General features: G+C 57.0%; 17 protein-coding genes. 8 read left to right on the top strand and 9 right to left on the bottom strand.

The genetic code is table 11. The features are described from left to right. Nucleotides 1–6 precede the first annotated feature (6 nt). Nucleotides 7–1,137 carry a polysaccharide pyruvyl transferase family protein gene (locus tag AC0L2O_RS02930; protein WP_473368622.1) on the bottom strand — a complete coding sequence of 377 codons (1,131 nt, stop codon included), beginning with the start codon at nucleotides 1,135–1,137 and terminating at the stop codon, nucleotides 7–9. Between the two features lie 421 nt (nucleotides 1,138–1,558). On the opposite strand from AC0L2O_RS02930, the gene AC0L2O_RS02935 reads away from it, so the two are divergent. After that, nucleotides 1,559–2,359, top strand: coding sequence for an FkbM family methyltransferase (locus AC0L2O_RS02935; RefSeq protein ID WP_473368623.1), 801 nt, complete (start codon nucleotides 1,559–1,561; stop codon nucleotides 2,357–2,359). A gap of 83 nt (nucleotides 2,360–2,442) precedes the next feature. Here AC0L2O_RS02935 and fcl read toward each other — a convergent pair whose 3' ends face one another. From fcl to AC0L2O_RS02965, 6 genes are all read right to left on the bottom strand, one after another. Then, entirely contained in the window at nucleotides 2,443–3,399 is a 957-nt protein-coding gene (fcl, locus tag AC0L2O_RS02940; RefSeq protein ID WP_473368624.1) for a GDP-L-fucose synthase, read from the bottom strand. After that, nucleotides 3,386–4,462, bottom strand: coding sequence for a GDP-mannose 4,6-dehydratase (gene gmd, locus AC0L2O_RS02945; protein ID WP_473368625.1), 1,077 nt, complete (start codon nucleotides 4,460–4,462; stop codon nucleotides 3,386–3,388). Before gmd ends, fcl begins: the two co-directional genes overlap by 14 nt. After that, nucleotides 4,459–6,015, bottom strand: a complete 1,557-nt coding sequence (locus AC0L2O_RS02950; protein WP_473368626.1) for a lipopolysaccharide biosynthesis protein — start codon at nucleotides 6,013–6,015, stop codon at nucleotides 4,459–4,461. The genes gmd and AC0L2O_RS02950 overlap by 4 nt, the downstream gene beginning before the upstream one ends. Before the next feature lie 13 nt (nucleotides 6,016–6,028). After that, on the bottom strand, nucleotides 6,029–7,129 hold the full coding sequence (locus AC0L2O_RS02955; protein ID WP_473368627.1) for a glycosyltransferase family 61 protein: 1,101 nt from the start codon (nucleotides 7,127–7,129) through the stop codon (nucleotides 6,029–6,031). Between the two features lie 179 nt (nucleotides 7,130–7,308). After that, on the bottom strand, nucleotides 7,309–8,658 hold the full coding sequence (locus AC0L2O_RS02960) for a glycoside hydrolase family 16 protein (protein WP_473368628.1): 1,350 nt from the start codon (nucleotides 8,656–8,658) through the stop codon (nucleotides 7,309–7,311). Nucleotides 8,659–8,864: 206 nt separating this feature from the next. Continuing rightward, complete coding sequence (locus AC0L2O_RS02965; RefSeq protein WP_473368629.1) at nucleotides 8,865–9,989, bottom strand: acyltransferase family protein; 1,125 nt, start codon at nucleotides 9,987–9,989, stop codon at nucleotides 8,865–8,867. Between the two features lie 141 nt (nucleotides 9,990–10,130). Between AC0L2O_RS02965 and AC0L2O_RS02970 the strand changes: the two genes are divergently transcribed. Continuing rightward, nucleotides 10,131–11,456, top strand: coding sequence for a hypothetical protein (locus tag AC0L2O_RS02970; protein ID WP_473368630.1), 1,326 nt, complete (start codon nucleotides 10,131–10,133; stop codon nucleotides 11,454–11,456). Here AC0L2O_RS02970 and AC0L2O_RS02975 read toward each other — a convergent pair. Next, nucleotides 11,436–12,536: a glycosyltransferase family 2 protein gene (locus AC0L2O_RS02975; RefSeq protein WP_473368631.1), complete on the bottom strand. Its 1,101-nt coding sequence runs from the start codon at nucleotides 12,534–12,536 to the stop codon at nucleotides 11,436–11,438. The two genes, AC0L2O_RS02970 and AC0L2O_RS02975, sit on opposite strands and share 21 nt — an antisense overlap. Nucleotides 12,537–12,776: 240 nt before the next feature. Here AC0L2O_RS02975 and AC0L2O_RS02980 point away from each other — a divergent pair, with 240 nt between their 5' ends. The 6 genes from AC0L2O_RS02980 to AC0L2O_RS03005 all read left to right on the top strand — a co-directional run bounded on the left by AC0L2O_RS02980 (nucleotide 12,777) and on the right by AC0L2O_RS03005 (nucleotide 20,928). Next, nucleotides 12,777–13,235 carry a hypothetical protein gene (locus AC0L2O_RS02980; RefSeq protein ID WP_473368632.1) on the top strand — a complete coding sequence of 153 codons (459 nt, stop codon included), beginning with the start codon at nucleotides 12,777–12,779 and terminating at the stop codon, nucleotides 13,233–13,235. A gap of 396 nt (nucleotides 13,236–13,631) precedes the next feature. Beyond that, nucleotides 13,632–14,630, top strand: coding sequence for an NAD-dependent epimerase/dehydratase family protein (locus tag AC0L2O_RS02985; protein WP_473368633.1), 999 nt, complete (start codon nucleotides 13,632–13,634; stop codon nucleotides 14,628–14,630). A 656-nt stretch (nucleotides 14,631–15,286) separates the two neighbouring features. Then, nucleotides 15,287–17,704, top strand: a complete 2,418-nt coding sequence (locus tag AC0L2O_RS02990; protein ID WP_473368634.1) for a polysaccharide biosynthesis tyrosine autokinase — start codon at nucleotides 15,287–15,289, stop codon at nucleotides 17,702–17,704. Between the two features lie 241 nt (nucleotides 17,705–17,945). Beyond that, complete coding sequence (locus AC0L2O_RS02995; RefSeq protein WP_473368635.1) at nucleotides 17,946–18,686, top strand: hypothetical protein; 741 nt, start codon at nucleotides 17,946–17,948, stop codon at nucleotides 18,684–18,686. Nucleotides 18,687–18,867: 181 nt separating this feature from the next. Beyond that, a complete protein-coding gene (locus AC0L2O_RS03000) occupies nucleotides 18,868–20,202 on the top strand; it encodes a hypothetical protein (protein ID WP_473368636.1) in 1,335 nt (444 codons plus the stop codon). Nucleotides 20,203–20,256: 54 nt separating this feature from the next. After that, entirely contained in the window at nucleotides 20,257–20,928 is a 672-nt protein-coding gene (locus AC0L2O_RS03005) for a hypothetical protein (protein ID WP_473368637.1), read from the top strand. 125 nt (nucleotides 20,929–21,053) lie between these two features. Here AC0L2O_RS03005 and AC0L2O_RS03010 read toward each other — a convergent pair whose 3' ends face one another. Beyond that, the gene (locus tag AC0L2O_RS03010; RefSeq protein ID WP_473368638.1) at nucleotides 21,054–22,709 is read right to left on the bottom strand and encodes an exopolysaccharide biosynthesis polyprenyl glycosylphosphotransferase; all 1,656 of its coding nucleotides are present in this window, start codon (nucleotides 22,707–22,709) and stop codon (nucleotides 21,054–21,056) included. Nucleotides 22,710–23,284 lie beyond the last annotated feature (575 nt).

Here is a 23,284-nt window from a genome sequence, read left to right on the forward strand (position 1 = left end):
CGACCGTCATCCTTGATCGGGCGACGCCGGAGCGCCTTTGCATATATCCAGAAAGGTTGCGACCGCCTCGTCCACACTCGTGCTCAATGGTCGGCCCAACTTCTCGAAGGGCTTGCTCCAGGCATCGACAAAAGTGCTGATCTTTCCATAATTGTTGTCAAGGACGGAGTGCGGGACATTCAACAACACGCAAAATATGTGCGTGTGAAGCCGGTCTGTGATCACATAGGCCGACGATCCAACCTGCTTCATTCCACGCGCTACACGGTTCGACGCCAAAAGATGAAACCATCGAATGCGCAGGTCGAGCTCGGATGGCATCCTGCCTTTGAACACGAGAAGGGACGTCTCAAGCAGCGCCCTGAGAAACAACCACTTTCCTAAGCCGCGCTGTTCCGTCAACCAGTCCTCGACAACTGCAAAGCTTGGAAGCGGACGAGAACGCGCCCGCTCTACCTTCTCGTGATCGGTTCGAAGTAGCAGCAACAACTTTCTCGCTTTTGCCGCTCGTGAGCTCTGCGGCCCCAAGCAAAATGCCATGTCCGGACAGAGATCAACGGGCGCCGTGAATTCCTCTCTCGCGACCTTCAAACTTTGAACGTCGCGAACCAGAATCAGGAATTTTCTGTGAGCGTTTATGATGGCCGCCGCGTGCTGGAGACTTGCCTTCGACGAGAAGTGTATGGTTTGCGGCAACTGGATGATCCGGCGATCGGGAAACTCCGATAGAAGCCTGAGACGAAACTCCTGATGACTCGGCCACAGGTCACCAAAATTGCCGCCGCCATGGATGAGGATAGGTCCGGCAGGAACCGCTCTTTCAAACTCCTCCTTTGCCCAGGTGTCGTACGTGCACACGTAGGACGGCGCTCTTCCCAGCTTCTTTTGCAGATAGGTCTCTTCACCCAACCATATGGCGCTGTCTCCCACATTTGGATGGTTGGGGAAGTCAACTAGCGCAAAGTCGTCGACGCCTTCCAGATAGGGCCCGATGACCCTGTCGATCTCACTCTGCAATTCCGTGATGAGGGTACGAGAACCCTTCATGGGAATTTCACCCATCGTCCTGAACTCTTCGGAGCCGCCGGTTGCATCACGGCGTCGAACGGCTTCTGATGCATTACCCAAAATCCGCATTCGACAAATCCACTTCCGCGTTCCGCGAGGTACCTGTTACAGCTGGGTAAGGACGCATCCGCGTGCTGCAAGCGAGAGTGCCCGACAGTTTGCGGCGCCGGGCTTCCTGCGTCGTGCATCAGATTCGATCCTTCGCGCTCATCCGGCGTGCGTCTGCTCTCGCGTCCCCCCGCTGTCCCTTGCCGCCGCGGAACAGATCAGGTTCCAGAGAGCGGATAGGTCGACTTAGCAGCCAAACGCACCGTCGGCAACGCTGCCGACTACCGACAACACAGCACATATTCATGACAAAAATCGACTCTATTGAAGTCTTAAGATAGGCAACTGTTCGTCGCAACGAACCTAGGCAACGTACCTACCCGGAGTGCCGCTTCTTGCAGCAAGCGGCACCCGACTGCGCAGCGAGCTCGGAGTCAACCGCATGATTGGTTTGTTGAAGGACTATGTGAAGTCGCGCCTGCTCGATAACGATTTAATGATATCCGGCACATCAAAGGAGGATGAGCTCAGGGAGTACTTCCGCGACCTCTTCCCTGTGGCAACGGACAAGAAATTAATTCGACTCGGCGGACCGGCTGATGGTGGCTATTTGGTTCCGGACGACCTGGATGGATGCGTCGGTTGCTTTTCGCCGGGCGTTTACAACGTCTCGGATTTCGAGCTCGGGCTAGCCAGACGCGGCATACCGTGTTTCCTGGCCGACTTCTCAGTGGATGCACCCGCGATCCAAAATGATCTACTGGACTTCGAAAAGAAATTCCTCGGGAATGAGAACAACGACAAGTTCATGACATTAGGGAACTGGATGTCGAGAAAGGGTCCTCAGACCGGCGATCTCATTCTCCAGATGGATATTGAGGGCGGCGAATACGAGGTTCTCATCGAAACGAGCACAGACTATCTGAACCGCTTCAGGATCATGATCATCGAGTTCCATTCCTTGGACAGACTTCTCAATCCCATCGGTCTCAAACTCATCGGAGCCGTTTTCAAGAAGATCACCAAGCACTTCGACGTCGTACACATCCATCCGAACAATTACTTCAAACCGATCGAATACAGGGACCTCAAGGTCCCGCCGATCATGGAATTCTCGTTCTTGCGCAAGGATCGCGTTTCTCGTCGGACGCCTGCGAGACGGTTCCCTCACGACCTCGACAGGAGAAACGTCGTAGACAGAGACGACGTCGCGCTGCCGAACTGCTGGTTCGCGCCGGAATGATCGCTCCGATGCAATCACGCCAACCGCCGAGACGGATGCGCGTTCACGCGACCTTGGCCCGCACAACAAAGCGCTAGCGCTGCCTACTCCGCCGCCTGCGCGTTTTCGCTGAGATACGCCTGATAGGCCAGCTTGAGCCCATCCACGAGTGAGGTCTTGGCCTGCCAACCCAGTTTCGCCAACCGGCTGACGTCGAGCAATTTGCGCGGCGTGCCGTCGGGGCGCGAGGTGTCATAGCTGATCTCGCCGGAATAGCCGACGATCGCCGCGACAACGCGGGCAAATTCGGCGATCGTGATGTCCTCGCCGGTGCCGATGTTGACGAGCTCGCCGCTCGAATAGGTCTTCATCAGGTGGATACAGGCGTCCGCCAGATCGTCGACGAACAGAAATTCCCGCCGCGGCGTTCCAGTGCCCCATACCTCGACGTTCTTCGCCCCCGACATTTTGGCCTCGTGGAAGCGGCGGATCAACGCCGCGACGACGTGGCTATATTCGGGATGATAATTGTCGCCGCGACCGTAAAGATTGGTCGGCATCACGCTAATGAAGTTTGATCCGTACTGGCTGCGATACGCCTCGATCATCTTGATGCCCGCGATCTTGGCGATCGCGTAAGGCTCGTTGGTCGGCTCCAGTGGGCCGGTCAGCATCGAATCTTCGCGCAGCGGCTGGGCTGCGAATTTGGGATAGATGCATGATGAGCCGAAGAACATCAGCTTCTCGCATCGGTTGACGTGCGCGGCGTGAATGACGTTGGTTGCGATCGCCAGATTATTGTAAAGAAACTCGGCGCGCAGTGTGTGGTTGGCGACGATGCCACCGACTTTGGCGGCAGCAAGGAACACTGCCTGCGGATGTTTTGCAGCGAACCATTTGTCGACAGCGGCCTGGTCGCGCAGGTCGACCTCGCTCCGCGACACGGTCAGCAGCTCGACATTTTCCTCTGCCAGCCGCCGCACCAACGCGGCGCCAACCATGCCACGATGGCCAGCAACGAAGACGGTCTTGCCGGCCAGTTCAAACTCAGCGCTTAGCATTGGCAACCTCTCGCCTGGCCTCGAGCAAATCGCCCGCCATCATTTCCTTGACCAGTTGCGCGAACGGGGTCCTGGGTTTCCAGCCGAGCTTCTCGCGCGCCTTGCTGGGATCGCCGATCAAGAGATCGACCTCGGTGGGACGGAAATAGGTCGGGTCGATCCGCACCACGATCTTGCCTGATTTCTTGTCGATGCCGGTTTCCTCGACGCCCTTGCCCCGCCATTCGACAGTGCGGCCAATTTCGGCAAAGGCGAGCTCCACGAACTCGCGCACCGAGCGGGTCTCCCCGGTTGCCAGCACGAAATCGTCGGGGCCGTCTGCCTGCAAGATCAGGTGCATGCCTTCGACGTAGTCCCTGGCATGGCCCCAGTCGCGCTTGGCTTCGATATTGCCGAGATAGAGCACTTCTTCGAGGCCTGTCTCGATGCGGGCGACGCCGCGCGTGATCTTACGGGTGACGAAGGTTTCGCCGCGGATCGGGCTCTCGTGGTTGAACAAGATGCCGTTGCAAGCATACATGCCGTAGGCCTCACGGTAGTTCACCGTAATCCAGTAGCCGTACAATTTTGCGACGCCGTAAGGCGAACGCGGATAGAATGGCGTCGTCTCCTTCTGCGGCACTTCCTGCACGAGGCCGTAGAGCTCGGAGGTGGACGCCTGGTAAAACCGCGTCTCCTTCTCCATGCCGAGAATCCGGATCGCTTCCAACAACCGCAGCGTTCCGATCGCATCCGCGTTCGCGGTGTATTCCGGGCTCTCGAAACTGACCGCGACATGGCTCTGCGCGGCCAGATTGTAGACCTCGGTCGGCCGGATCTGCTGCATCAGGCGGATCAGATTCGTTGAATCCGTCATATCGCCGTAATGCATGAGGAACGGCACGTTGCCGGCATGCGGATCCCGATAGAGATGATCGACACGGGCGGTGTTGAATGAGGACGATCGCCGCTTGATGCCGTGGACGGTGTAGCCCAGGCCGAGCAGATACTCGGCGAGATAGGCACCATCCTGACCAGTGATACCCGTAATCAGCGCGACGCGGGGCTTCGACTTTTCATTCATAATTGCTCACCCGGCTGCGCGGTTGTAATTGACGATTTTCCCAGTTTCCAAAACCTATTGGCGATTGCGACGAGGATTCGCAGGATCTCAAGCTCGGGCCCAGTCGGCGAGCCTGCCGCTCGCCAGATTCCAAACAGTGACCCGACATAGGCAAAAGCGCTCACGACGACTGCAGCGATCAATTGAGCATAGACGTGAGACTCGTGGCCAAACGATGTGACGAAAGCCCAGTTGGTCAGAAGACCGGCAATGATCATTGTGCAGGTGGACAGAACGGTCCTCAGATTAACGAGAAATTGCCGGGAGACAGAAGTGTCGATCAGTTCACGGACGAGGACCATGTTGTAGACGACACCGCCGAGCGTAACCGCCACGCGAGCGACAAGCAGGCCAGGTATCCCTCCTACCCACAAGCCGGCAACGATGACAGGCAGCCTCACGATCAAGATCGCAACGTCGCGATGAAATAATCTGCGGGTCTGCCCAAGAGCCAGACCAAGAGGTTGGACGGTCGCGCTGAGCGTATGCAACGCAATTGCGCCGCCGAGAAGCTGGATCACAATCGTCGCGCCTGCCCAGGCCTTACCCAGAGCAAGCGGCACGAATTGATCTGCGATCAGCGCGAAGCCGAACCCCGCCGGAAAGGCGATCGCGCAAAGCATTGATTGCGCCGACAGATAGGCTCGCTGCAGCGCAGCCTTGTCGTCCCTCAGCTTGACGAACGCGGGAAACAGCGTTCCTGCGAGCGGGTTTGTGGCTTCTCTTGTCGGCGTGGCGGCTAGGTCGCTGCCCAGCACATATCCGCCCAGCGCGGATTTCCCGAGAAAATATCCAATGATGATCTGATCGAAACGCCAGTTCAGCGTGCTGACGGCCTGTCCAAGTGATAGCCACACAGAGAACGACCACAGGGAGCGACTGCCCTTTATCCGGAATTTTGGCCGGAACGGGCGGATCAAATAGGAGGCGACGACGTCGACGAGATTGGCGGCGACGGCCCCGGCAATAAGCGCCCAATAGCTCTTGAAGCAAATGGCGATCCCGGAGGAGATCAGAATGGTTGCGAGCGCCCGGCTGATGCTCGTCACGAATTCCTGCCAGAAGACGAGTTGACGCTGCATCATTGCGAGCATCGGATTTCGAAGGCCGGATATCGCAATCGAGCAGCTCAGGACCAACAGGATCGCAACCAAACGGTCGTCGCCGTAGGAAAATGACACCGGATAAGCGAGCAACGACAGCAGGAGTGCGAGCAAGCAAGCGCGGGCCATGCTCAACGTCCACGCGGCGTGGAATTGGTCTTCAGTTGGGGCCTTGTGGTGAATGAGGGCCGATGTCAGGGACAGTTCGGTCATCGACGTCAGGATAGCAATAATGGCCGTCGCGACGGCAACCAGGCCGAAATCTTCCGGCGTGAGCATTTTCGCCAATATGAGCGTGTTCAGGAAGCCGAGACTGGCGACGACCAGCCGGCTCACGCCGATCCAGGCAGCTCCGATAGCGATTGAATTTTTCGACAAAGGAAGCCCCACATGCTCAGCAGCAGCGACCATTTTCAATGCTCGTTCATTGACAGATGGCTTCCAGCGCGCGCTCGAAGATGTCAGGCGCAACCTCGAAATCGAATGGACTGGGTCCAAACGCGCCCTGCGGGCGCGTTCCCTTGCTGGGTCCCACAATGTACGAATATTCCATGCAGGCGGATGTTGCGATCGTGTAGTAGTAGGGATGCACGTGGTCTGAGGGGATCAGCTCAAGGATCTTTGTTCCCGGTGAGCAGAATACGAGATTTGTCAGGCCTGCACCATGTGGGCCAACAACAATCGAGCATTCCGAGAAAAACGTCGCTTCATCCTCGACATCATCAAAGTCGTAGATCTGGAAGCCGAACTTTTTCAGCGCAGGCATCAACTCTTCTTCGTTGGCAACTTTCCTTTGTCCTTTGCGCGGGACATATACGCGCCTGTCGTGACGAAGCGGCGACTGGGCTACCTGCGAACGAAAGAACTTAGTGAGCCACGGCGCATAATTCCGTCGCAAGCCCGGAAACGAAGTGCCGATCACGAGATCGGCCTGGATATCGTCGCGGCCTGCCCACACGCATTTGCGCATTGGAATTCCAAGCCGGCGAACGAGTTTGGCTGCTGTTTCGGATGTCGGTTTGGGCAAATAGATATAATCCACGTCATCGAGCGACAGGCCACTGTTCTGGAAAAGCGCCAGGCGTCCCAGGCAATCGAGAAGGAAGTGCCCATAGTTCCCTCCGGCGAAATCGCTCGCCAGTGAGAGACAGGTGCCGCTCAGCGGCAGCGGTGTCCCGTAGCCAATTGATCTTGGATGGCGCGAGAAAGATGATCCGTACCAGGTGCTCTCGTAGAGCAGCGATCCATCCTCCGTCACGAGCCAACCGTCCGGACCGAGGATGCGGGCGTTGTTCAGACTGAGAACGCCCAACTCAGGCATTCTATTCTCAACGCTTTCATCGAACCCTGCGTCACGATTGCCAAATCGAACCGGCGCCCTCCGAGTAAGCACCTCTTCTTCGACCGCAGTCAGCCAGGTGTGCGGATGCTCGCTTCGCCACGTGCGATGATCGCAGAGCCGGCTCGGGCTGCCGCGCAATGCACCACGGAGGAGTTGCCTGACGGCCAGAACCTTGGAGTTCATCGACGATTACCTTTGCAAGACACCGACTATGGCAGATAAGCCCGCACGACGGAGGCTCACCTGCCATAGCCAAAGCAAAACTCAGACCGACATTGGACAGCGTGCCGATCGGAACCAGCGCTACTTGGCCTGATCCAGATCACGACGAGTTGTACTTGCGCCAGATCCACCCTTCCCGATCAGCGTCCCACGTGCAGCGACAATAGACGGCAAGACCGGGCTTTTTTTGGTTGGATCAGCGCAGTGTCGCAGGCAACAGGGACTTCTTTGGGGCCAACCTCGCCCGCAACGTCAGCGGTCAGCTTGCTGCCCAGCAGGTAGTTTCCCTCGCGCGACACGGCCGGCAGCGCAAATTCGACTACACTGGCGCCATCTTCCTCTTCCTTGCGAGAGACCGGTTGCAGCGGCTTCTTCGCCGAAGCGACAATGGCGCCGGTCGTTTCATCGAAGACGTATACGTGAAGCGTTCGATTTGTTGGATAGTCATTTGGAATCTTGATTGGAACTTCGATGTTGAGCGGATCGGTCGTATTCAGCGACAATACCCCTGCATTTGGCTTCTTGTCCGCTACCGCCTTCGTGACGTTGAGGAATGTCGGCTTCGGCATATCGTTGAGCGCTGCCGTATATCCAAAATCATTCGGATCGGGTGTCACGTCACTCGGACCGCATTTGCGGCCTCCCCGTTCGGACGTTGTGAACTGGCACACACGAACGTAGTCGATCTTGAACGTCTGCGGGAAAGCCGCGTCATCGACCCCGTGCCGGCCTGCCCAAGCCGCTCCGCCGATTGCGAAATTAAAATCGATATGCGCCGGCGGCCCCAGTTGGTCGTCCTTCCTGAGCCACTGGTACGTGCGCGTGTAGATGAGGCGGCCGTCCCAGAAGAACGAAATGCGGTCAGGCGCCCAAACGAAACCGGCAATATGCCAATCCTTGTTCAGGTCCTCCTTGCTGACCATGTCCTGAAACCTGAGCACGAACGAGTTGTCCACGTAGGTGTAGGACTGCGGCGTCCACTTGTCCTTGCTCATGGCGTTCGAGTGCAGCATGTTCGGCTTGTCTTCCACGCCGTTGATGACGTACTCGAAAATATCGATCTCCGGTGGATGCCAAAATTTTCCATCGACGTCGTAATCGGCTTCGAGCCAGAATGCCGGCCACGATCCCCGCGCATTCGGAAGAAAGACCCGCGCCTCATAGTAGCCGTAATAGAATGTCTGGTGGCTTCGGATCATCGAGGAATCGAACGTGTCCGACGCCTCATTCTTTTTTGCAGTCAGGCTCAGGGCACCTCCGGACACTATGTGGTTGTCGCGATAGCGCTGCTTTTCGTCGTTGAACCGGTCCATCGTTTCGTTGTTGTAGATGTACCGGGTCGCCCATTTGGTTCGATCAAGCTTGTCGCCATTGAACTCATCCGAAAACACCAGCTCCCAGCCGGCGCACCACGCCGGAGCTGCCGATCCGAGCGCAAGAACTATCGAGGCAACACAAACGAATTGCCTGAGCGCGATTGCGATCATCATCGAGATCCTTTCGATTCGGCTGTTGACCCCGGCGGGCAGGCTGTGCCGGTCCAATGCGCAAACACGATGGCAGCGGTGACGCTGCCACGTCGAGCCAGCACGCTCAAGCGCGCGGCCCTGCTGCTTTTCCCAAGTAGATGTTCAACTTGCGATCGTTTTGAGGCGATGAGCTGTCGACTGCTCAAGAACATTTGACCGCCCCCCGATCAGGTTCCCTCCTTCGCTGTGGCGTCCTCCATGATCGGCCGGGCCGTTGGCTTCGCTTCCGAGATCCTATCAATCCGTTTTCGAATCTGTGCCGTCGCCTTTACTTCAAGGAACCGATGGCTGATCGTCGCAACGATGAGCGACGGCGGAAGCGAGACCAGGAAGAACACCAGCTGCGACCCGTGACCCAACGCATCGACCATACCCGTTCGATACATGATTAGCTTGACACCAGCCATCACGAGCGGCGGCCAGAGATAAAAACTGAAGCTGATCGTCCCCAACCATTGCATGACCTGCCAACGGAGCATTCTTCCGAACGGACCATTTCCGAGCGACATGCCCAGCAGGAAAATGGTCCCAAAGACGCCACCAAGAACGACAAATGGAAAAGCAGAGATCCAGTCATGCAATGAGAGATGCGCCGGCGTGACAAAACCGACGTAATCCGTTGCACTGACAAGCTCGAGGCCTCTCCAGACGGTCAAGAACAGCACGAAGAAAATAGCCGGATATCTCGCCAGGGATTGCAATAGTGTCGACTTTAGATACTTCTCCGCAACAAGCACGCCGCCGATCATCAGGAGCGCGCGGGGGTAGTACACAACGAAGATCAGCGAACCGGCGGCCAGCGCCAGGGCCAGCGGACGACTGAAACCGCTGATCAGGAAGACGACGGCGCATATGCCATAGAACAGGAATTCGTATCCGAGCGACCACGCAGCAGGATTGATTTGAATGATGTCAATAAATGGAGGCGGCGCCAACAGATTTACGCCCACGAGCAGCGGACTTTGACCCTTTCCTGAAACCCAGCCGAAAATCGCAATCGCGATCACCGTCGCCCAGAGGACCGGAAGAATCCTCGCATAGCGATCAAGGATAAAGGTCACGACCGAGGACGCTCGATACAGGCTTGGCAGAATGACGATTCCGCTGATGCCGAAAAAAAACTCGACACCAAACTTTCCGGTCTGCAGCGCTTCTCCAAGCAGCCCCCCGGCAAACAGCTCGAACGTCGGGAGTCCGGAATGAACAACATGATAGACGAATACCATGAGGCAAAACAAACCTCTGGCGCCATGAACGTAAGGGTTAAATCTTGCGCTCATGTCGTGTTCCATGTGGAAGTTGCTACTGGCTCTAGTATAGAGGGCTGACCGCCTCACGAGCGAGACCAAGGCCGATCGCGATTGTTGTCCCGCGCCGCCGAAGCGGACGCCAACAACTGCGGCACGAAGAAACAGGAATCTACGAGTCCGAACATGGTGAGCCTCGATACATTCCCAGCCAGAAGCTCGTCTAACAAGCGCGCTGCAGCAGCGTCAAGCGACGAGAGCAACAGCGTCATTTTCGCGCATATCGCCTTCATTCTGTGCATTTGCATGCAGCGCTTCGGACTCCTCGTAGGAACCGGACAGATCTTCTTTTCGTTGTTCGGATTCTTTGTCCTCGTCGCGTGGGGATGGTGGGTTGGTCTTGTACGCCTTCGCGGGCCTCAGACCCTCGCGTTCGGACTTGTCGTCATCTGGTTTCTCGTCAGCGCAGTCGCTGCAGCCGAATCTCCTGATCGCGGTGTGGAGACCAGCCCAGCGTCGCTTGCGATGGTTCTTGTCACGAATTCGATCTTCCTATTCGGACCCTCGACAAGATTCTCGAACGAGGCTGTCCTTCCCACTTTCCTTTTCTATGTTCGCCTGTGCGCCGTTCTGGCAATCGTTCAAATTGTCCTCCAGTTCGGCGGCATACGCATCTTCTCATTCAAGGATGCAATCCCGGCGCTTGACCCGGTCCTCGTTGAGTCTGCGTACAATCAAAATGCGGTCGAATTTTATGGCTCCTTGAATCGACGCGCGAACGGGTTTTTCCCGATGGAACCCGGAGCATTGTCCCAATTGCTCGCGATAGGTGTAATCGTCGATCTCTTCCTTTTGCGGCGATTTAGCTATCTTCCGCTGTACGCCATCTCATACGTCCTGACTCGATCCGGATCGGGCCTTTTGGTGCTCGCCGTGTCCCTCGGCGTCTATCCCCTAATTGCTCCGCTCAAATCGCTGCGCGTTATCGCCATTGGAGCGACGGCTGTCTTGATAATCGGCACTGCCTACCTTGTTGCGCCGGAACCCTTCGATCCTATCGTTAATAGATTGGACGAATTCAGTTCGACCAAGTCGAGCGGCTATGCACGCTACGTCGCACAACTACAGACCTGGAACTATCTCTTTCAGACCGACAGAGTCCTTATCGGCTCGGGGCCCGGCGGATTGGAGCGGTCGCCTGCCTACTTTGGCGGCAGCGGAAATCCCATTCTCAAGCTCGTCGCAGATTATGGGATTATCGGGCTTTCAATTTTTCTGTTTTATCTCCTCTTCTCGATATTCAGGAAAGACAACTCGATGCTCGCGTTGACGATGCTGGCTTGCTACCAGCTCGGCGGCGGCAACCTCGCCATGGCTCCATTTCTGATCATGATGGCAATGCTGTGCGTATGGTCGCAGCCGCCGAGCGCTGTCCTGAGGTCGATCCGCGGTGCAGCGTCTGTCCACCGGATGCAGTCCAGTCTGCCCCGATCATCGAATGACGCGAAATAGACCGAGCAAAGCGCGCAACCATTTCGGCCGCTGGGCAGGCACGTATCTCAAACTCACCAGGGCACGTCGAAAGTACCGCGGACTGATCAGTACGCACACAATCCAGCCCAGCAATGATATGCGCTGGGATATCGAGAACCCTTGCGGAGTCGCAACGGCCCGAAGCGCATCGGCGGCGATACGCAATGAGCTGTCCTGGGCGATTGGATGGAGATCTGGCCGCAGCTTGAACGACGCGGTCCGCAAACAAAGAAATATGACATTTCTGTTGAGCGCATCGGACGCCACCGATAGTTTCTCGGTGCTCGCGATCTCGGTAAAGAATTTGTAGCGCCGCCGCGTGAGGTCGATCTCTCTCGCAAAGCGGGTATCGTCCAATTGAAGGAAGGCCCCGTGATTGAGGCCGTGCACGCGATAGTCTGCCAGGTGCTTTGTGATCGTCACGATATGGCCACACGCGGGAGCGGCCGCCAGCAGATAACTGTCCGGCGCCCGGTCGATAAAGTCGGATTCAAAGCCGAAAACACGCTCGACAAACCATCTCGGGTAGGCATTTCCCGACCCTGGCGGCGTCGGATAGGCACCGGTCCTCGCCATCCACCTGCGGATGTCCTCCGAGGCTGGACGGGAGAAGAACTGCGGTAGGACATTTCCAGTCGGCTGCCCCTCTGCGTCGATAACGCGCATCTGAAACTGATATTTGCTCGCGGCCTCCGACCAGACGGATGCAATCTCCGTCATCACATCGGGATGCAGGGCATCGTCCGAGTCCAGAAATATGATCACGTCGCCGGAGGATCTGCGAAAGCCGTTCACACAAGATGGCATCTGCCCGGCGTTCGCCTGACTGATGATCGCGACCTCGTCTGCAAATTCGTTGATGACGTCAAGCGAATTGTCGGACGAACCGTCATCAACGACGATCACTTCGACTTTCGGCCACCGTATATCCAGTGCACTGCGGATCGCCGATCCCACGTAAGCGGCGTAGTTGTGATTCGGAATGATCACGGAAAGGCTCGGTACGTTCGCCAGTTTAGCGCCGCGCACCACACTGTGTCTTGATGTCTGCTTCAGCATTGGGCGCCGAGAATACTCGCGTTGAGGATACTCATCATGTGACTGCCGACACAGTATCATATTCGACAGACGTTCAGTGACCAGGCACTCTGTCTACGAGGAGTGCACTCTCTATCATGGGCTTTCCATCGCAAGGAAGAGGTACGTTGAATCTGGCAGGATCGATGGAACTTTTTGTTTGTCATTCTGTTGCCGCAACTGCAACGCAAGCCACGCAGAGCGAGCAGTGAAGATATGTAAATGAAGATGAGTAACGACCGATCCACGAGCTCAGATGGTATCGTAGCGATATGCGTGGCGGTCGCTTCATCGCTCCTCGCAACGACGGCCGATGCACAACTTTCGGGCTATGGCCGCACATCTCCACCGATGTATGGCGGCTCCGGTATTTCGACTCGGCCTTCGGATTCAATCCGGCCTATGGAGGGCACTTACGCTCCAAATCACAAGACGCCGGACGGAAAGCTTTGCATATCGGTCAATCCGCTGACGCATCCGCAAACTATGAATCCTAAGATCATCGACCAAATAGTTCTGGTTCAAAACATCTGCGGCGAATCGATCCGGGTTCAGGTTTGCTATGCCGGCAGTTCCGATTGCATCGTTGTTCCGCTCGCAGGCTACCAGAAGCTGCAGAGAATGCTGGGGGTCGCGGCTGGGTCAACCAGCTTTCAATTTGAGTATCGAGAACTCTATTGAGCTCGCCGATGCAGACGAGCGGCCGTTAGCCTAAAATGCAGTCCACAACTGTTACTGGCAATACGCGAACTTCTCGCGGACCTGCTCTTTTTGTCCACCTCATGAAGACTCTGTCAGAGCCGATGATCTCGAGAGCGTCACACGCACTAAGGGTCACAATCATGTCATCGCCGCATGATCAACGGATGGCCAACCAATTGCTGTCCCGATTGTCCGCTTATGTGCAGCAGCAGGAAGCTTTCGGCACCCAGCAAACGCTCTGCACGTCAAGCGATCGTGCTCTTTGCAGGCACAGCTCTTGCAACAGCACGTAGTGCAACTCATCGATCTCCTTCGCTCGGTCGATTATGCCCGGACTGCAATTCTTCGCACTTGAATACAGCATCGTCACTCACCTTGACCCGCGAGCACATGTCCAATCCTAACCAGGCTATCGTATTCGGAGGCGCAGGCTTCATCGGTACACATCTGATGACGCGTTTGGTCGGTTCCAGGAGCTATAACCGGATCGTCTCGGTCGATATCGGCAAGCCGAGGGCGCAAGTCGATGGCGTCGAATATGTCCATCATGACGTCCGTGAACCGATCGATCCGAGGCTCGCGGGCGGAATGCCTGCCGACATCTTCAATCTGGCTGCGATCCACGTCACTCCGGGTCACCCGGAAGGTGACTATTACTATACAAACGTGCTCGGCGCGGTGAACGTCTGCCGATTTGCACGCGAGACGGGCAGCCGGAATGTCATCTTCACCAGCTCGATATCTATCTACGGCCCGACTGAGGCCCCACTTGACGAGGATGCGGCGCCGGCCCCAATCAGCGCCTATGGACGCTCCAAATTCTCGGCCGAAGCGATCCATCGCCTATGGCAGTCGGAGGCCCCGGACAGGCGGCTCACGATCGTTCGCCCCGCCGTGATCTACGGACGCTTCGAGCGGGGCAATTTCACGCGATTGTCGAGGCTTCTCGAGAGGCGGGCCTTCATCTATCCCGGCCGAACCGACACGATCAAGTCGTGCGGCTACGTGAAGGATCTGGTGTCGTCTATGTTGTTCATGGCACTCCGCAACGACAGTCTCTCGATCTACAATTTCTGCTACGAGCACCGTTACACCATCAGCGAGATTTGCTCTGCCTTCTCTCAAGCCGCCGATTACGCCAAGCCAACGATAACCATTCCGATATGGCTGATGAATCTCGCGGTACTTCCATTCGAGATACTGGACGCTCTCGGCATCAAGACCGGCATAAATCGCGACCGGATCAGGAAGTTGTGGTTTTCTACCAATATCTTGCCGAAGCGGCTGGTCGCAAGCGGGTTCAGATTCGATTACGACCTGGCAAGCTCCCTTGCGGAATGGAAACAGGAGTCCTCGATCAAGAATTTTGATTGAATTTTGATTGAGATGTCGGCCGCTTGATTTTTCGAGCATCCGGAGTAATTCAATTCACCAACGGAGTTCGTAACCAATGCTCGCCATCACGGCGGATGCTCCGAAAACAGGCTCCCTCGCTGTCCCGTCGTTAGCGCTCGATCGGAAGGCGGCCTTGCGGGTACCATCCATCTGCTCCGCCATCGGCCACACTGAGGCCGATATTGCATTGCAGAACTTATTGGTTCGTCCGCGTTGTTCCATCTGCTGGCAGGGGATCTGGTAGATCCCGATCCAGCAGATCGGCGAGCAGTGACCTTCTAAAGCGGTGCAAATTGTCTTCATCCTCAAAGTCGCGGTCCGGGCGGGTTGGCGGAGATGTACACTGTGACGATTTTGCGGCGAGCGGAACGGCCAATCGGGCCCGGCGGCATTACCCAGAATCCGTTAGCTCCCAATTGCGCAAACAGTCTGACTGGCCGCTCTACCGACAGCATCGGCGGCGTCGGTCAACTTTCGACCGCAGCGACCTCGGCCACTGTATCTGCTGCGTCGAACTCTTGCTGACGTCGGGCCGTTGGATGCGGCACTTTACACGTTCACGGATTCAGTACGGCGGCAAGACGAGCCTGCTGCCACGCGTTGCAATCTACAACACGTTCACGTAGGCGAACCGGATGCTTCAAACCAAAATCACATCTCGTGAGATCGAATCGACTGCGGCCGAGGCCCCGTCGCTGGAGCAGACGATCTCGTCTGCACTTGCGCTGGTCAGCCGGCAGTATCCCGTGATGATCTTCACGCTGCTCCTGTGCATCTGTCTTGCTGGAGTCTACGTGTTCACGGCACCAAAACGATATACCGGAACGGCTATCCTGATGATCGATAGCCGCAAAATGCAGGGCCTGCAGACGCAAGCGCAGACAACTGGCACCGACAACCCGATCGACTCGGCGATGGTTGATAGTCAGGTCGAACTGCTCAAGTCCGAAGCGATCGCTTCCAAGGTCATCAAGGACTTGAAGCTTGTGGAATCATCAGAGTTTATGAGCGACGGCGCCGGAGTGCTCAGCACCATCAGCAACACGATTTCCGGACTATTCTCCGAGTCGAAGGCTCCCACGCAAGAACAACTGCTGCGCGGAGCTCTCGCGCGGTTTGCAAACGGCCTCAGCATCAAGCGGGTCGGCGTGAGCTATGTTATTGAGATCTCCTTTCAGGCGTTATCGCAGGAGCAAGCCGCGCAGATCGCTAACGCGGTCGCCGACGACTATATCGTGGACTCGCTCGAGTCGAAATATCAGGCCTCTAGGCGCGCGGCGGTCTGGCTGCAGGATCGATTGAAGGAACTGCGGTCGCAGGCGTCCACCGCCGAACGAACCGTCGCCGACTTCAAGGCCAAAAACAATATCATCGATGCGGGCGGGCGGCTGCTCACCGAGCAGCAACTCGCCGAAATCAACACTTCGCTGACAACAGCTCGTAGCCAGCGTGCCGAGGCACAGGCCAAGCTCGAACGCATCACAGCGATATTGAATGCGGACAACGAGGATTCAAACGTCATTTTGAATGACTTGGCGACCGTGAGCGAGACGATGGCCAACCCGGTGATCACCAAATTGCGCCAGACCTATCTCGAGTACGCGGCCAAGCAGGCGGATTGGTCAAACCGGTATGGATCGGCCCATCTGGCCGTTGTCAATTTGCGCAACCAAATGCGCGAAATTCGACGCTCGATCATTGACGAACTGCGACGTACGGCCGAGGTATACAAAAGCGACCTTGAGATCGCCAAGTCGCGCGAAGAGTCAAGCCAGAAGAGCTTGAATGACACCATCGCGGTGTCGAACAATACCGGCCAAGCGCAAATCATCTTGAGGGATCTGGAAAGCAACGCGCAGAGCGCCCGCGCGTTGTCTGACAACTTCCTGCAATTGTACATGGTCTCAGTTCAGCAGCAGTCCTTTCCCATTACCGAAGCGAGGGTGATCACCGAGGCTGCGTTGAATCTTCCCAACAAGACCTCGCCGAAGACGACACTCATCCTGCTTGCAGCGTTCGTGGGCGGATTGATTCTTGCGGGCATCGTCGCAGTCCTGCGCGACATGATGGATCGTGTCTTCCGAACCGCTTCTCAAGTCGAACGGTTCGTGCACACAAGCTGCCTGGCTTCAATTCCGGTCATAGAGCAAGGTGCCGTGAATGCTACTTCTATGCAGCCCAGCAAAGCGGCTTGGCGGTTTGGTAAACGCGACAAGTCCAAACCGCAGCAGGCGCCGCCGGGTTATGGCGGACCCGGCGCGATGTTGCCACTCCCGGGATCGGCACCGGGTTCTAGCCAGCCGCGGCCGCATCGCGACCGTCTGCTTCCGACTGAGGAGAGCGTCGGGCGATACGTGATCAACGCGCCGTTTTCTCGATTCGCAGAAGGATTTCGATCAATCAAGCTGGCCAGCGACCTTGCAAATTACGGTTCAGCGTCCAACAAGGTGTTGGGAATTACCTCCGCCCTTCCCAACGAGGGTAAGTCAACCATCAGCGAAGCGCTGGCACAGACGCTTGCCCAAAGTGGCTGCCGAACACTGCTGATCGACGGTGATATTCGCAATCCGAGCCTCACCGCAAGACTTACGCCGGCTGCGCAGGTTGGCTTGATCCACACCGTCGTAGGCCAAGCCGACTGGAAAGATGCGATCTGGATCGATCCGCAGACAAATCTGCATTTTCTTCCTTGCGCTATCACTTCGCGCTTCTCGAATTCGAGCGACCTGCTGGCGTCCCCGCAGATGGAACACCTATTCGAACAGCTACGCCAACACTATGATCGAATCGTTCTCGATCTTAGCCCGCTGGCGCCGGTCGTCGATGTTCGGGCGACTGGAGGGCTCGCCAATTCCTATATACTCGTCATCGAATGGGCGAAGTCGAAAGTCGATATCGTCGAGCGGGTGCTAAGTGAAACGCCGATTGTGCGGGACCGCTTGCTCGGTACGGTTCTTAACAAAGTGAACGTGTCGGTGATGAGCCGCTACGATACATATGGCGGAGCCTACTATCGCAATCAGTACTACAAGAGGTATGGTTACGTCGATTGACATAGAAGATTCATCATGACGTGGAGGGTGTTCTACGGCGGCCGGATCAGGTGGGGACTGAGCAGATCGGATCGGCCCCGCCGGGCTTGAGCGACAAACCTGGTCAAGTAGAGGGATTCGATGCGGATTTGTCCGTCCTCGCGCAACAGAGCGGGCGCGACCACGGCATCGGCCCGTCCTAAATCGACCAATCCCGGCTGCGGGTGTGCGAGCCACTCGTTCTCAGGCGCCTGTTCACGGCATGGAGCCGAATCGCCTTGTCTGGCAGTTCCGCTCAGCGTCTACAAAGTTCTGCGGTGCAATGAACCATGTTTTTGATCCGACCGTCGAGTACGACATGAAGAATTTTGCTCGACCGGGGCTTACGTCTGCATTTGTGCCCATGTGGGCAATCGTGCTCTGCGTATGTCTCTTGGTCCTAACTGATCGTTTCAGCCGAGCGGAGCCGCCGCCTCTCAGCACTTTGAATTGCGCGTCGGGCGCTAACGCCGAGCAGCGTCGACGTTGTGACGAAGAGGCCGTCAGGCAGGTCCAGTCCGGTAGCCAATCGACACAGCTGGAGGGCGGATGGCGATTGGTGAAGAGCAAGAATCCTGACGGGGGCGCCGATGCCATCTCAGTGATGCATGTCGTCGATAGCGCGAAGTCGGATACGCGCCTTGCAGGCTTGAACCTTCAATGCGGGCGGGACGGTATCGAAGTTGTATTCATCGTTCTCGAACCACTGTCCCGCTCGACGCGACCGAACGTGACGTTGATAGCAGGAGAAAAGCGTACAGAATTCCAAGGATCTGTGATCCAGGGCGGCTTGGCATTGCTACTGCCCGCCGACGCCGCGAAGCTTGCTACCATTGACTGGCAGAACGAAAACGAACTTTCGGTCGAAATCGGGGCTCCCCCGACGGCTATCCGTGGAGCGGTGCCGATCGCAGGACTGGCTACGGCTCTGGGTTACTTGCAGCACAACTGCCACACTCGATAATTCCGCCGACGGTCAGAACTTTCATGCCGATCCATCCCTGCAAACTGACTGCGTTTGGCCAGATTGGCGTGCCGCCGACTGGCGATGATTCACACCGTCAACGATCATCGCAGTCGGCAAGACGGCATTGCCGTCGCATGCTCCGCTGTGCGACAGCCAGCAACGTCCGGCCTTTGTCACGATGAACTCACTTTCCGCTTCAAAGTCTCACGGTTTATCAATTTCTCATTGCGTCCTCATCGCCTTATTGGCTGCGACTCCGATCTTGGCAAACGCAAACGGCATCTTTGCACGGCACGCAGTTGCGCTTGTTACTGCCGCGATGTTGGCCATTGCGGTAAGAGGACCGGAAGCCGGCACATCTGCCGGGCAGTCGCTGAAGCAATTTTGGCCGGTTTTCCTTATTCCGGTCATCTGGATGACCTTCCAACTTGTTCCGGTGCCTACATTTTTGTTCGCGAACCCGATCTGGTCCGCGACTTCGATCGCATTGAACCAGCCATCGCTTCCAGGCCGCATCAGCGTTGATCCCGGTGCGACGTTGCAGAGCCTGTTTCATTATCTGGTCAACGTGGCGCTGCTGGTGTCGACCGTCATCATCGCCAAGGATCGCCAAAGGGCCGACACGATCCTGATCGTATTGTGCGTGGCAACGACTTTCATGTCGGTTGAAGTCCTGCTCGGCCGACTTGAGTTGTTCGCCGGAACGATTCCCCAAACAGGCACGGCTACGAGCCCGTTTCCCGCAGCAGCCGCTTTGGCAGTTTTGGCAAATGGCGCACTCGTTGCCAGGGCACTCGAACGCCACCTGCACCAACAGGACATCCGCAACCTGGCCTCGACTCAGTTGTGGATCGGGGTTCTTTCCGGATTATTCGGAATGGCCGCGGCATTTGCCGCAATGTCGGCCCTGGAACGAGGCGCTTTGTTGGCGGTCAGTTGCTGGGGGCTCACTGTCCTCGTTTTCATCGCCGCTGTTCGCCATTTGGGATTTCGCTCCTGGCCGTCAGTAATTTTGTTTTCAATCCTTGCAGCTGTCGCCGGCCTCATGGCGCTGCCGCATTCTCGATCCGCTGGTTTGGATCTCCTCAGTTTCATAGCGCTCCCTGCGGAAGTCGTTGCACCGGCAAAACACCAGCTCTTTGATGCACCGATATTGGGAAACGGCGTCGGAACATTTGGGCTGACTTCGATAGCCTATCAGGAGTTTGGCGCCGCAGCATCGGCGGTACCTCCTTCCACCGCGATCTTGATCGCTATTGAGTCAGGACGGTTTGCGATTGTGATCCTAGCGGGCTTCGCCGCACATTTCTTCTTCGTTACCTTTCGCGGCGCCGTTCGACGAGGTCGCGATTTCTTCTTTGCGGCCGCGGCTGCCGCCGGCATTCTGGTTGTATTTTGCGAGAGCTTACTCGATTCAAGTCTCTCAAGCTGCACGATCCAGACCATCGTATCGGTGATGATCGGACTCGGACTTGCACAATCTGCGGGTCGGATCAGTGGCGCCACCCAGTAGGGGCAGCCTGCCCGCGCCATAAGATCGTCTTTACAATAAGTTAGTCGATCAGAAATGACCTACTTGAGCGGATTTCGCATTCTTCTGACCGCGCTGGCGCTGATCATCGGATCTCACGCGATCGTCTCGGCTATAGCGAAGCTGACGGCGTTAGAGCGCGCGACATTTCCTGCGGACGCATCCAGGATCAGCTCGCGCTGGACCGGCGACGTGCCCTCGTTGCTGACAACGCTCTCTCCCTTCGGATCGGAGCTGGAGAGCAATCATGCCTTGATCGCCGGGCTGCGGGCGATCCAGTCTGGCCAGCAAAAGCCGGAGACCGTGCGATCGACAAGCCACGCCGACGCGGTCGACAGAGTCAGCCGGACACTATCAATCTCGCCTTACAATCCTGAACTCTGGTTGACGCTGGCGCTGCTTCAAGCCCAACGCGACCCGCACGACCCGATCGTAGTTGAGGCGCTAAAGATGGCATATTTTGTGGCGCCAAACGACACACGATTGATGCCGGTGCGGATCGACATCGCGAGCCGCTTCGATGCGCTCGCCATTCCAGACGTCAAGGACCTGGTACGCAACGACGTTCAGTTTATCTTGACCCGTCGGGGTGAGTCGAGATGGGCACTCGTGTCGGCCTATCGGCGGGCATCAAACCTTGGCAAAGCTTTCCTGGAAGATGCTGTTGAATCCATCGAACCCTCGTTTCTTGCGACGCTGCGCGGTTGAGCGGCATGCAGCGTGGTGAGTGGGCCATGATCTGCACCACCCACACCTCCTGAAGCCCTCGCAACTGTAGCCCAAGCCGGGCAACCTGATCTAAATGCCTGTCGTGATCCAATCAGCAAGGACTCCTAGACTTCCTGATACATCAACGCTGCTGCGGTCCGAAAAATAATCTGGATATCGAGCCAGATGCTCCAATTTCTCGCATACCAGACGTCGCACTCGATGCGCTTCTCCATCAGATCGATAGTGGGCGTCTCGCCCCGCAAGCCGTTGAGCTGGGCCCAGCCGGTCAGGCCGGGTTTCATGTGATGGCGGCACGCGTATTTGCTGATTAGCTGGTCGTAGTAGCTGTCGTGGTCCAGCTCGTGCGGGCGCGGTCCGACCAGGGACATCTCGCCTCGCAGCACGTTCCAGAGCTGGGGCAGTTCGTTGATGCTGGTCTTGCGCAAGAAGCGTCCGACTCGCGTGACCCGCGAATCGTGCTTCGTGGTGTGCGTGATCGCGAAGCCGTTCTCGGTCACGCGCACGCTGCGGAACTTCCATATCTCGAACGGCTTGCCTTTCAAACCGCGGCGCAACTGCCGAAGGACGATCGGACCCGGCGTATCCAATTTTATCAGGAGCGCGGTCGTGATGATGAGCGGCGCCAGCATCAGAAGGGCGAAGGACGCAGAGCTAACGTCGAGACAGCGCTTCAGAAGCCGTTCGAGGAGCGTCAGGGATGGCCTCTGAAACTCAACAGCAACCGTTCCGCAGACCGGCAGAAACGGCCTCGACACTAGATCCGCGATCGGTAAATCTGGCAAAAGGCGAATCGGCTGCGGAACCATCCGCAGATGCTGGCTAAGCTTCCGCAGCATCGGCAGCTCATTCCAGTCGATTGCCACCAGGTACTCGTCAACATTGCCGGCACGCGATTGCCGGATCACATCCGAGATCTGCTGATTCCAGACCTTGTCGTCCTGGCCCATTTCCGCGTTGAGCACGAAGTGACGCACGACATCGAAACCGTGCTTGCGAAGATCCTTGAAGCGATCGGAGGCGAGATCCAGCGGCGCTAGGCTGAGCAGGATGACCTTGCGGTCGAGCAACCGCTCCTTGGCGAAGGCCGACAACAGGCAGTAGCGCCAGATCACGCGATGCGTGATGAGCGCGACCGCTCCCAACACCGCGAACAGGATGATTGTCCCGCGGGACAGGTCGGACGCCGACTTCAATAGGAAGGCGAGGACGGCGAGGGTCGCGAGCGCGAACAGCCAGGCGCCGAGGAGCTTGCGAGCTTGCCAGAGCGTATTCGACAATCTGTGGCTATCATAGGCGCTCCGAAAATAAGCGGCCACGATGAACACAATGCCGACTATGACTCCACCACCGATCCAAGCATCCGGATCGATCGGCAAGTTCATGAACTGGCGATAGAGCGCGCTCGCAGCCCTGCCGCTCAGCAGGATGAGCAGGAAGTCAGCCGCGATGATGAAAAGCTGAAACGGTCTCTGCAGTGAGCTGCCGCGGTTCGACGTCGATACGCGAAGACTATCTGAGCCGTACGTGGTTGCAGGCATCTCGAATCCCTTCACTTCAACGGCGGTAGCCGCACGAACCCAAAAGCGAACTAACACAACGGTTTTGGGCGAAAAGGGCGAGAACAACGCGAGATAGCCCGCATCAAACTGATGCCATCCAAGCTTGGATTCGCGCGGGCTGCGATCGGAAGCTGCTTCCCAAAAACAGCGACATTGTGGCGCCGCACCAACAAAACTGACTCCTTCCTTGCAGTGCAATTATGAGCCGCTGGTTCGATCGCAGGCGCAATCGATCCATTCGTATCGAGCGAATGCTTCCACCGTGACCACGGATGCCCTGAATGCGTGCGTGTTCAGGACCCCAGACCTGTTGCGCCGATATTGTTCGTCGGCTGTTTTCTCACGGCATTGTAGCCTTGAGGCCTGAGCGCCCCAAGCGAGCGGCTCTGTGCAGTCAGGCGCTTCCGCCCGAAAGCGTGACTCGTCGCGTCAATCGCAGGCCGTAGTTGTCCGGAGTCTACCAAACGATTGTTGCAGTAGCCGACTGTTGCCCGAGTTGATAAAGGTAGACATGGCGCAATTCACATAATTCACATAAAAACTCTCGTGACCTCTTCGTTCCAGAGCGCCGGAACGAGCCGGCCGCCCCCTAATCCGCGATATCCGCTTTCCTTCCGAGGCTCCGAGGAATTCTTTACCCCTCTCGATCCCGCTTGTTCGGTAAGATTGATGCTGACAATACTTATCATATTGAGCGTGTGGCTGCTGCTCAATGTTCTGTTCGTACTGATTGTGGTTCCTGCGCGCTCTCGATTGAAGGCGACGGGAGAGAC

This window comes from Bradyrhizobium sp. Kon10, from assembly GCF_055807395.1.

Bases quoted from the DNA above. Each gene is read 5' to 3' on its own strand.
- AC0L2O_RS02930 (WP_473368622.1), bottom strand. From the start codon at position 1,137: ATGCGGATTTTGGGTAATGCATCAGAAGCCGTTCGACGCCGTGATGCA.
- AC0L2O_RS02980 (WP_473368632.1), top strand. From the start codon at position 12,777: ATGAAGATGAGTAACGACCGATCCACGAGCTCAGATGGTATCGTAGCG.
- AC0L2O_RS02960 (WP_473368628.1), bottom strand. From the start codon at position 8,658: ATGATGATCGCAATCGCGCTCAGGCAATTCGTTTGTGTTGCCTCGATA.
- AC0L2O_RS02975 (WP_473368631.1), bottom strand. From the start codon at position 12,536: ATGCTGAAGCAGACATCAAGACACAGTGTGGTGCGCGGCGCTAAACTG.
- AC0L2O_RS03000 (WP_473368636.1), top strand. From the start codon at position 18,868: ATGAACTCACTTTCCGCTTCAAAGTCTCACGGTTTATCAATTTCTCAT.
- AC0L2O_RS02955 (WP_473368627.1), bottom strand. From the start codon at position 7,129: ATGAACTCCAAGGTTCTGGCCGTCAGGCAACTCCTCCGTGGTGCATTG.
- gmd (WP_473368625.1), bottom strand. From the start codon at position 4,462: ATGAATGAAAAGTCGAAGCCCCGCGTCGCGCTGATTACGGGTATCACT.
- AC0L2O_RS02995 (WP_473368635.1), top strand. From the start codon at position 17,946: ATGGAGCCGAATCGCCTTGTCTGGCAGTTCCGCTCAGCGTCTACAAAG.
- AC0L2O_RS03005 (WP_473368637.1), top strand. From the start codon at position 20,257: ATGACCTACTTGAGCGGATTTCGCATTCTTCTGACCGCGCTGGCGCTG.
- AC0L2O_RS02970 (WP_473368630.1), top strand. From the start codon at position 10,131: ATGGTGAGCCTCGATACATTCCCAGCCAGAAGCTCGTCTAACAAGCGC.
- fcl (WP_473368624.1), bottom strand. From the start codon at position 3,399: ATGCTAAGCGCTGAGTTTGAACTGGCCGGCAAGACCGTCTTCGTTGCT.
- AC0L2O_RS02935 (WP_473368623.1), top strand. From the start codon at position 1,559: ATGATTGGTTTGTTGAAGGACTATGTGAAGTCGCGCCTGCTCGATAAC.
- AC0L2O_RS02990 (WP_473368634.1), top strand. From the start codon at position 15,287: ATGCTTCAAACCAAAATCACATCTCGTGAGATCGAATCGACTGCGGCC.
- AC0L2O_RS02950 (WP_473368626.1), bottom strand. From the start codon at position 6,015: ATGGTCGCTGCTGCTGAGCATGTGGGGCTTCCTTTGTCGAAAAATTCA.
- AC0L2O_RS02965 (WP_473368629.1), bottom strand. From the start codon at position 9,989: ATGGAACACGACATGAGCGCAAGATTTAACCCTTACGTTCATGGCGCC.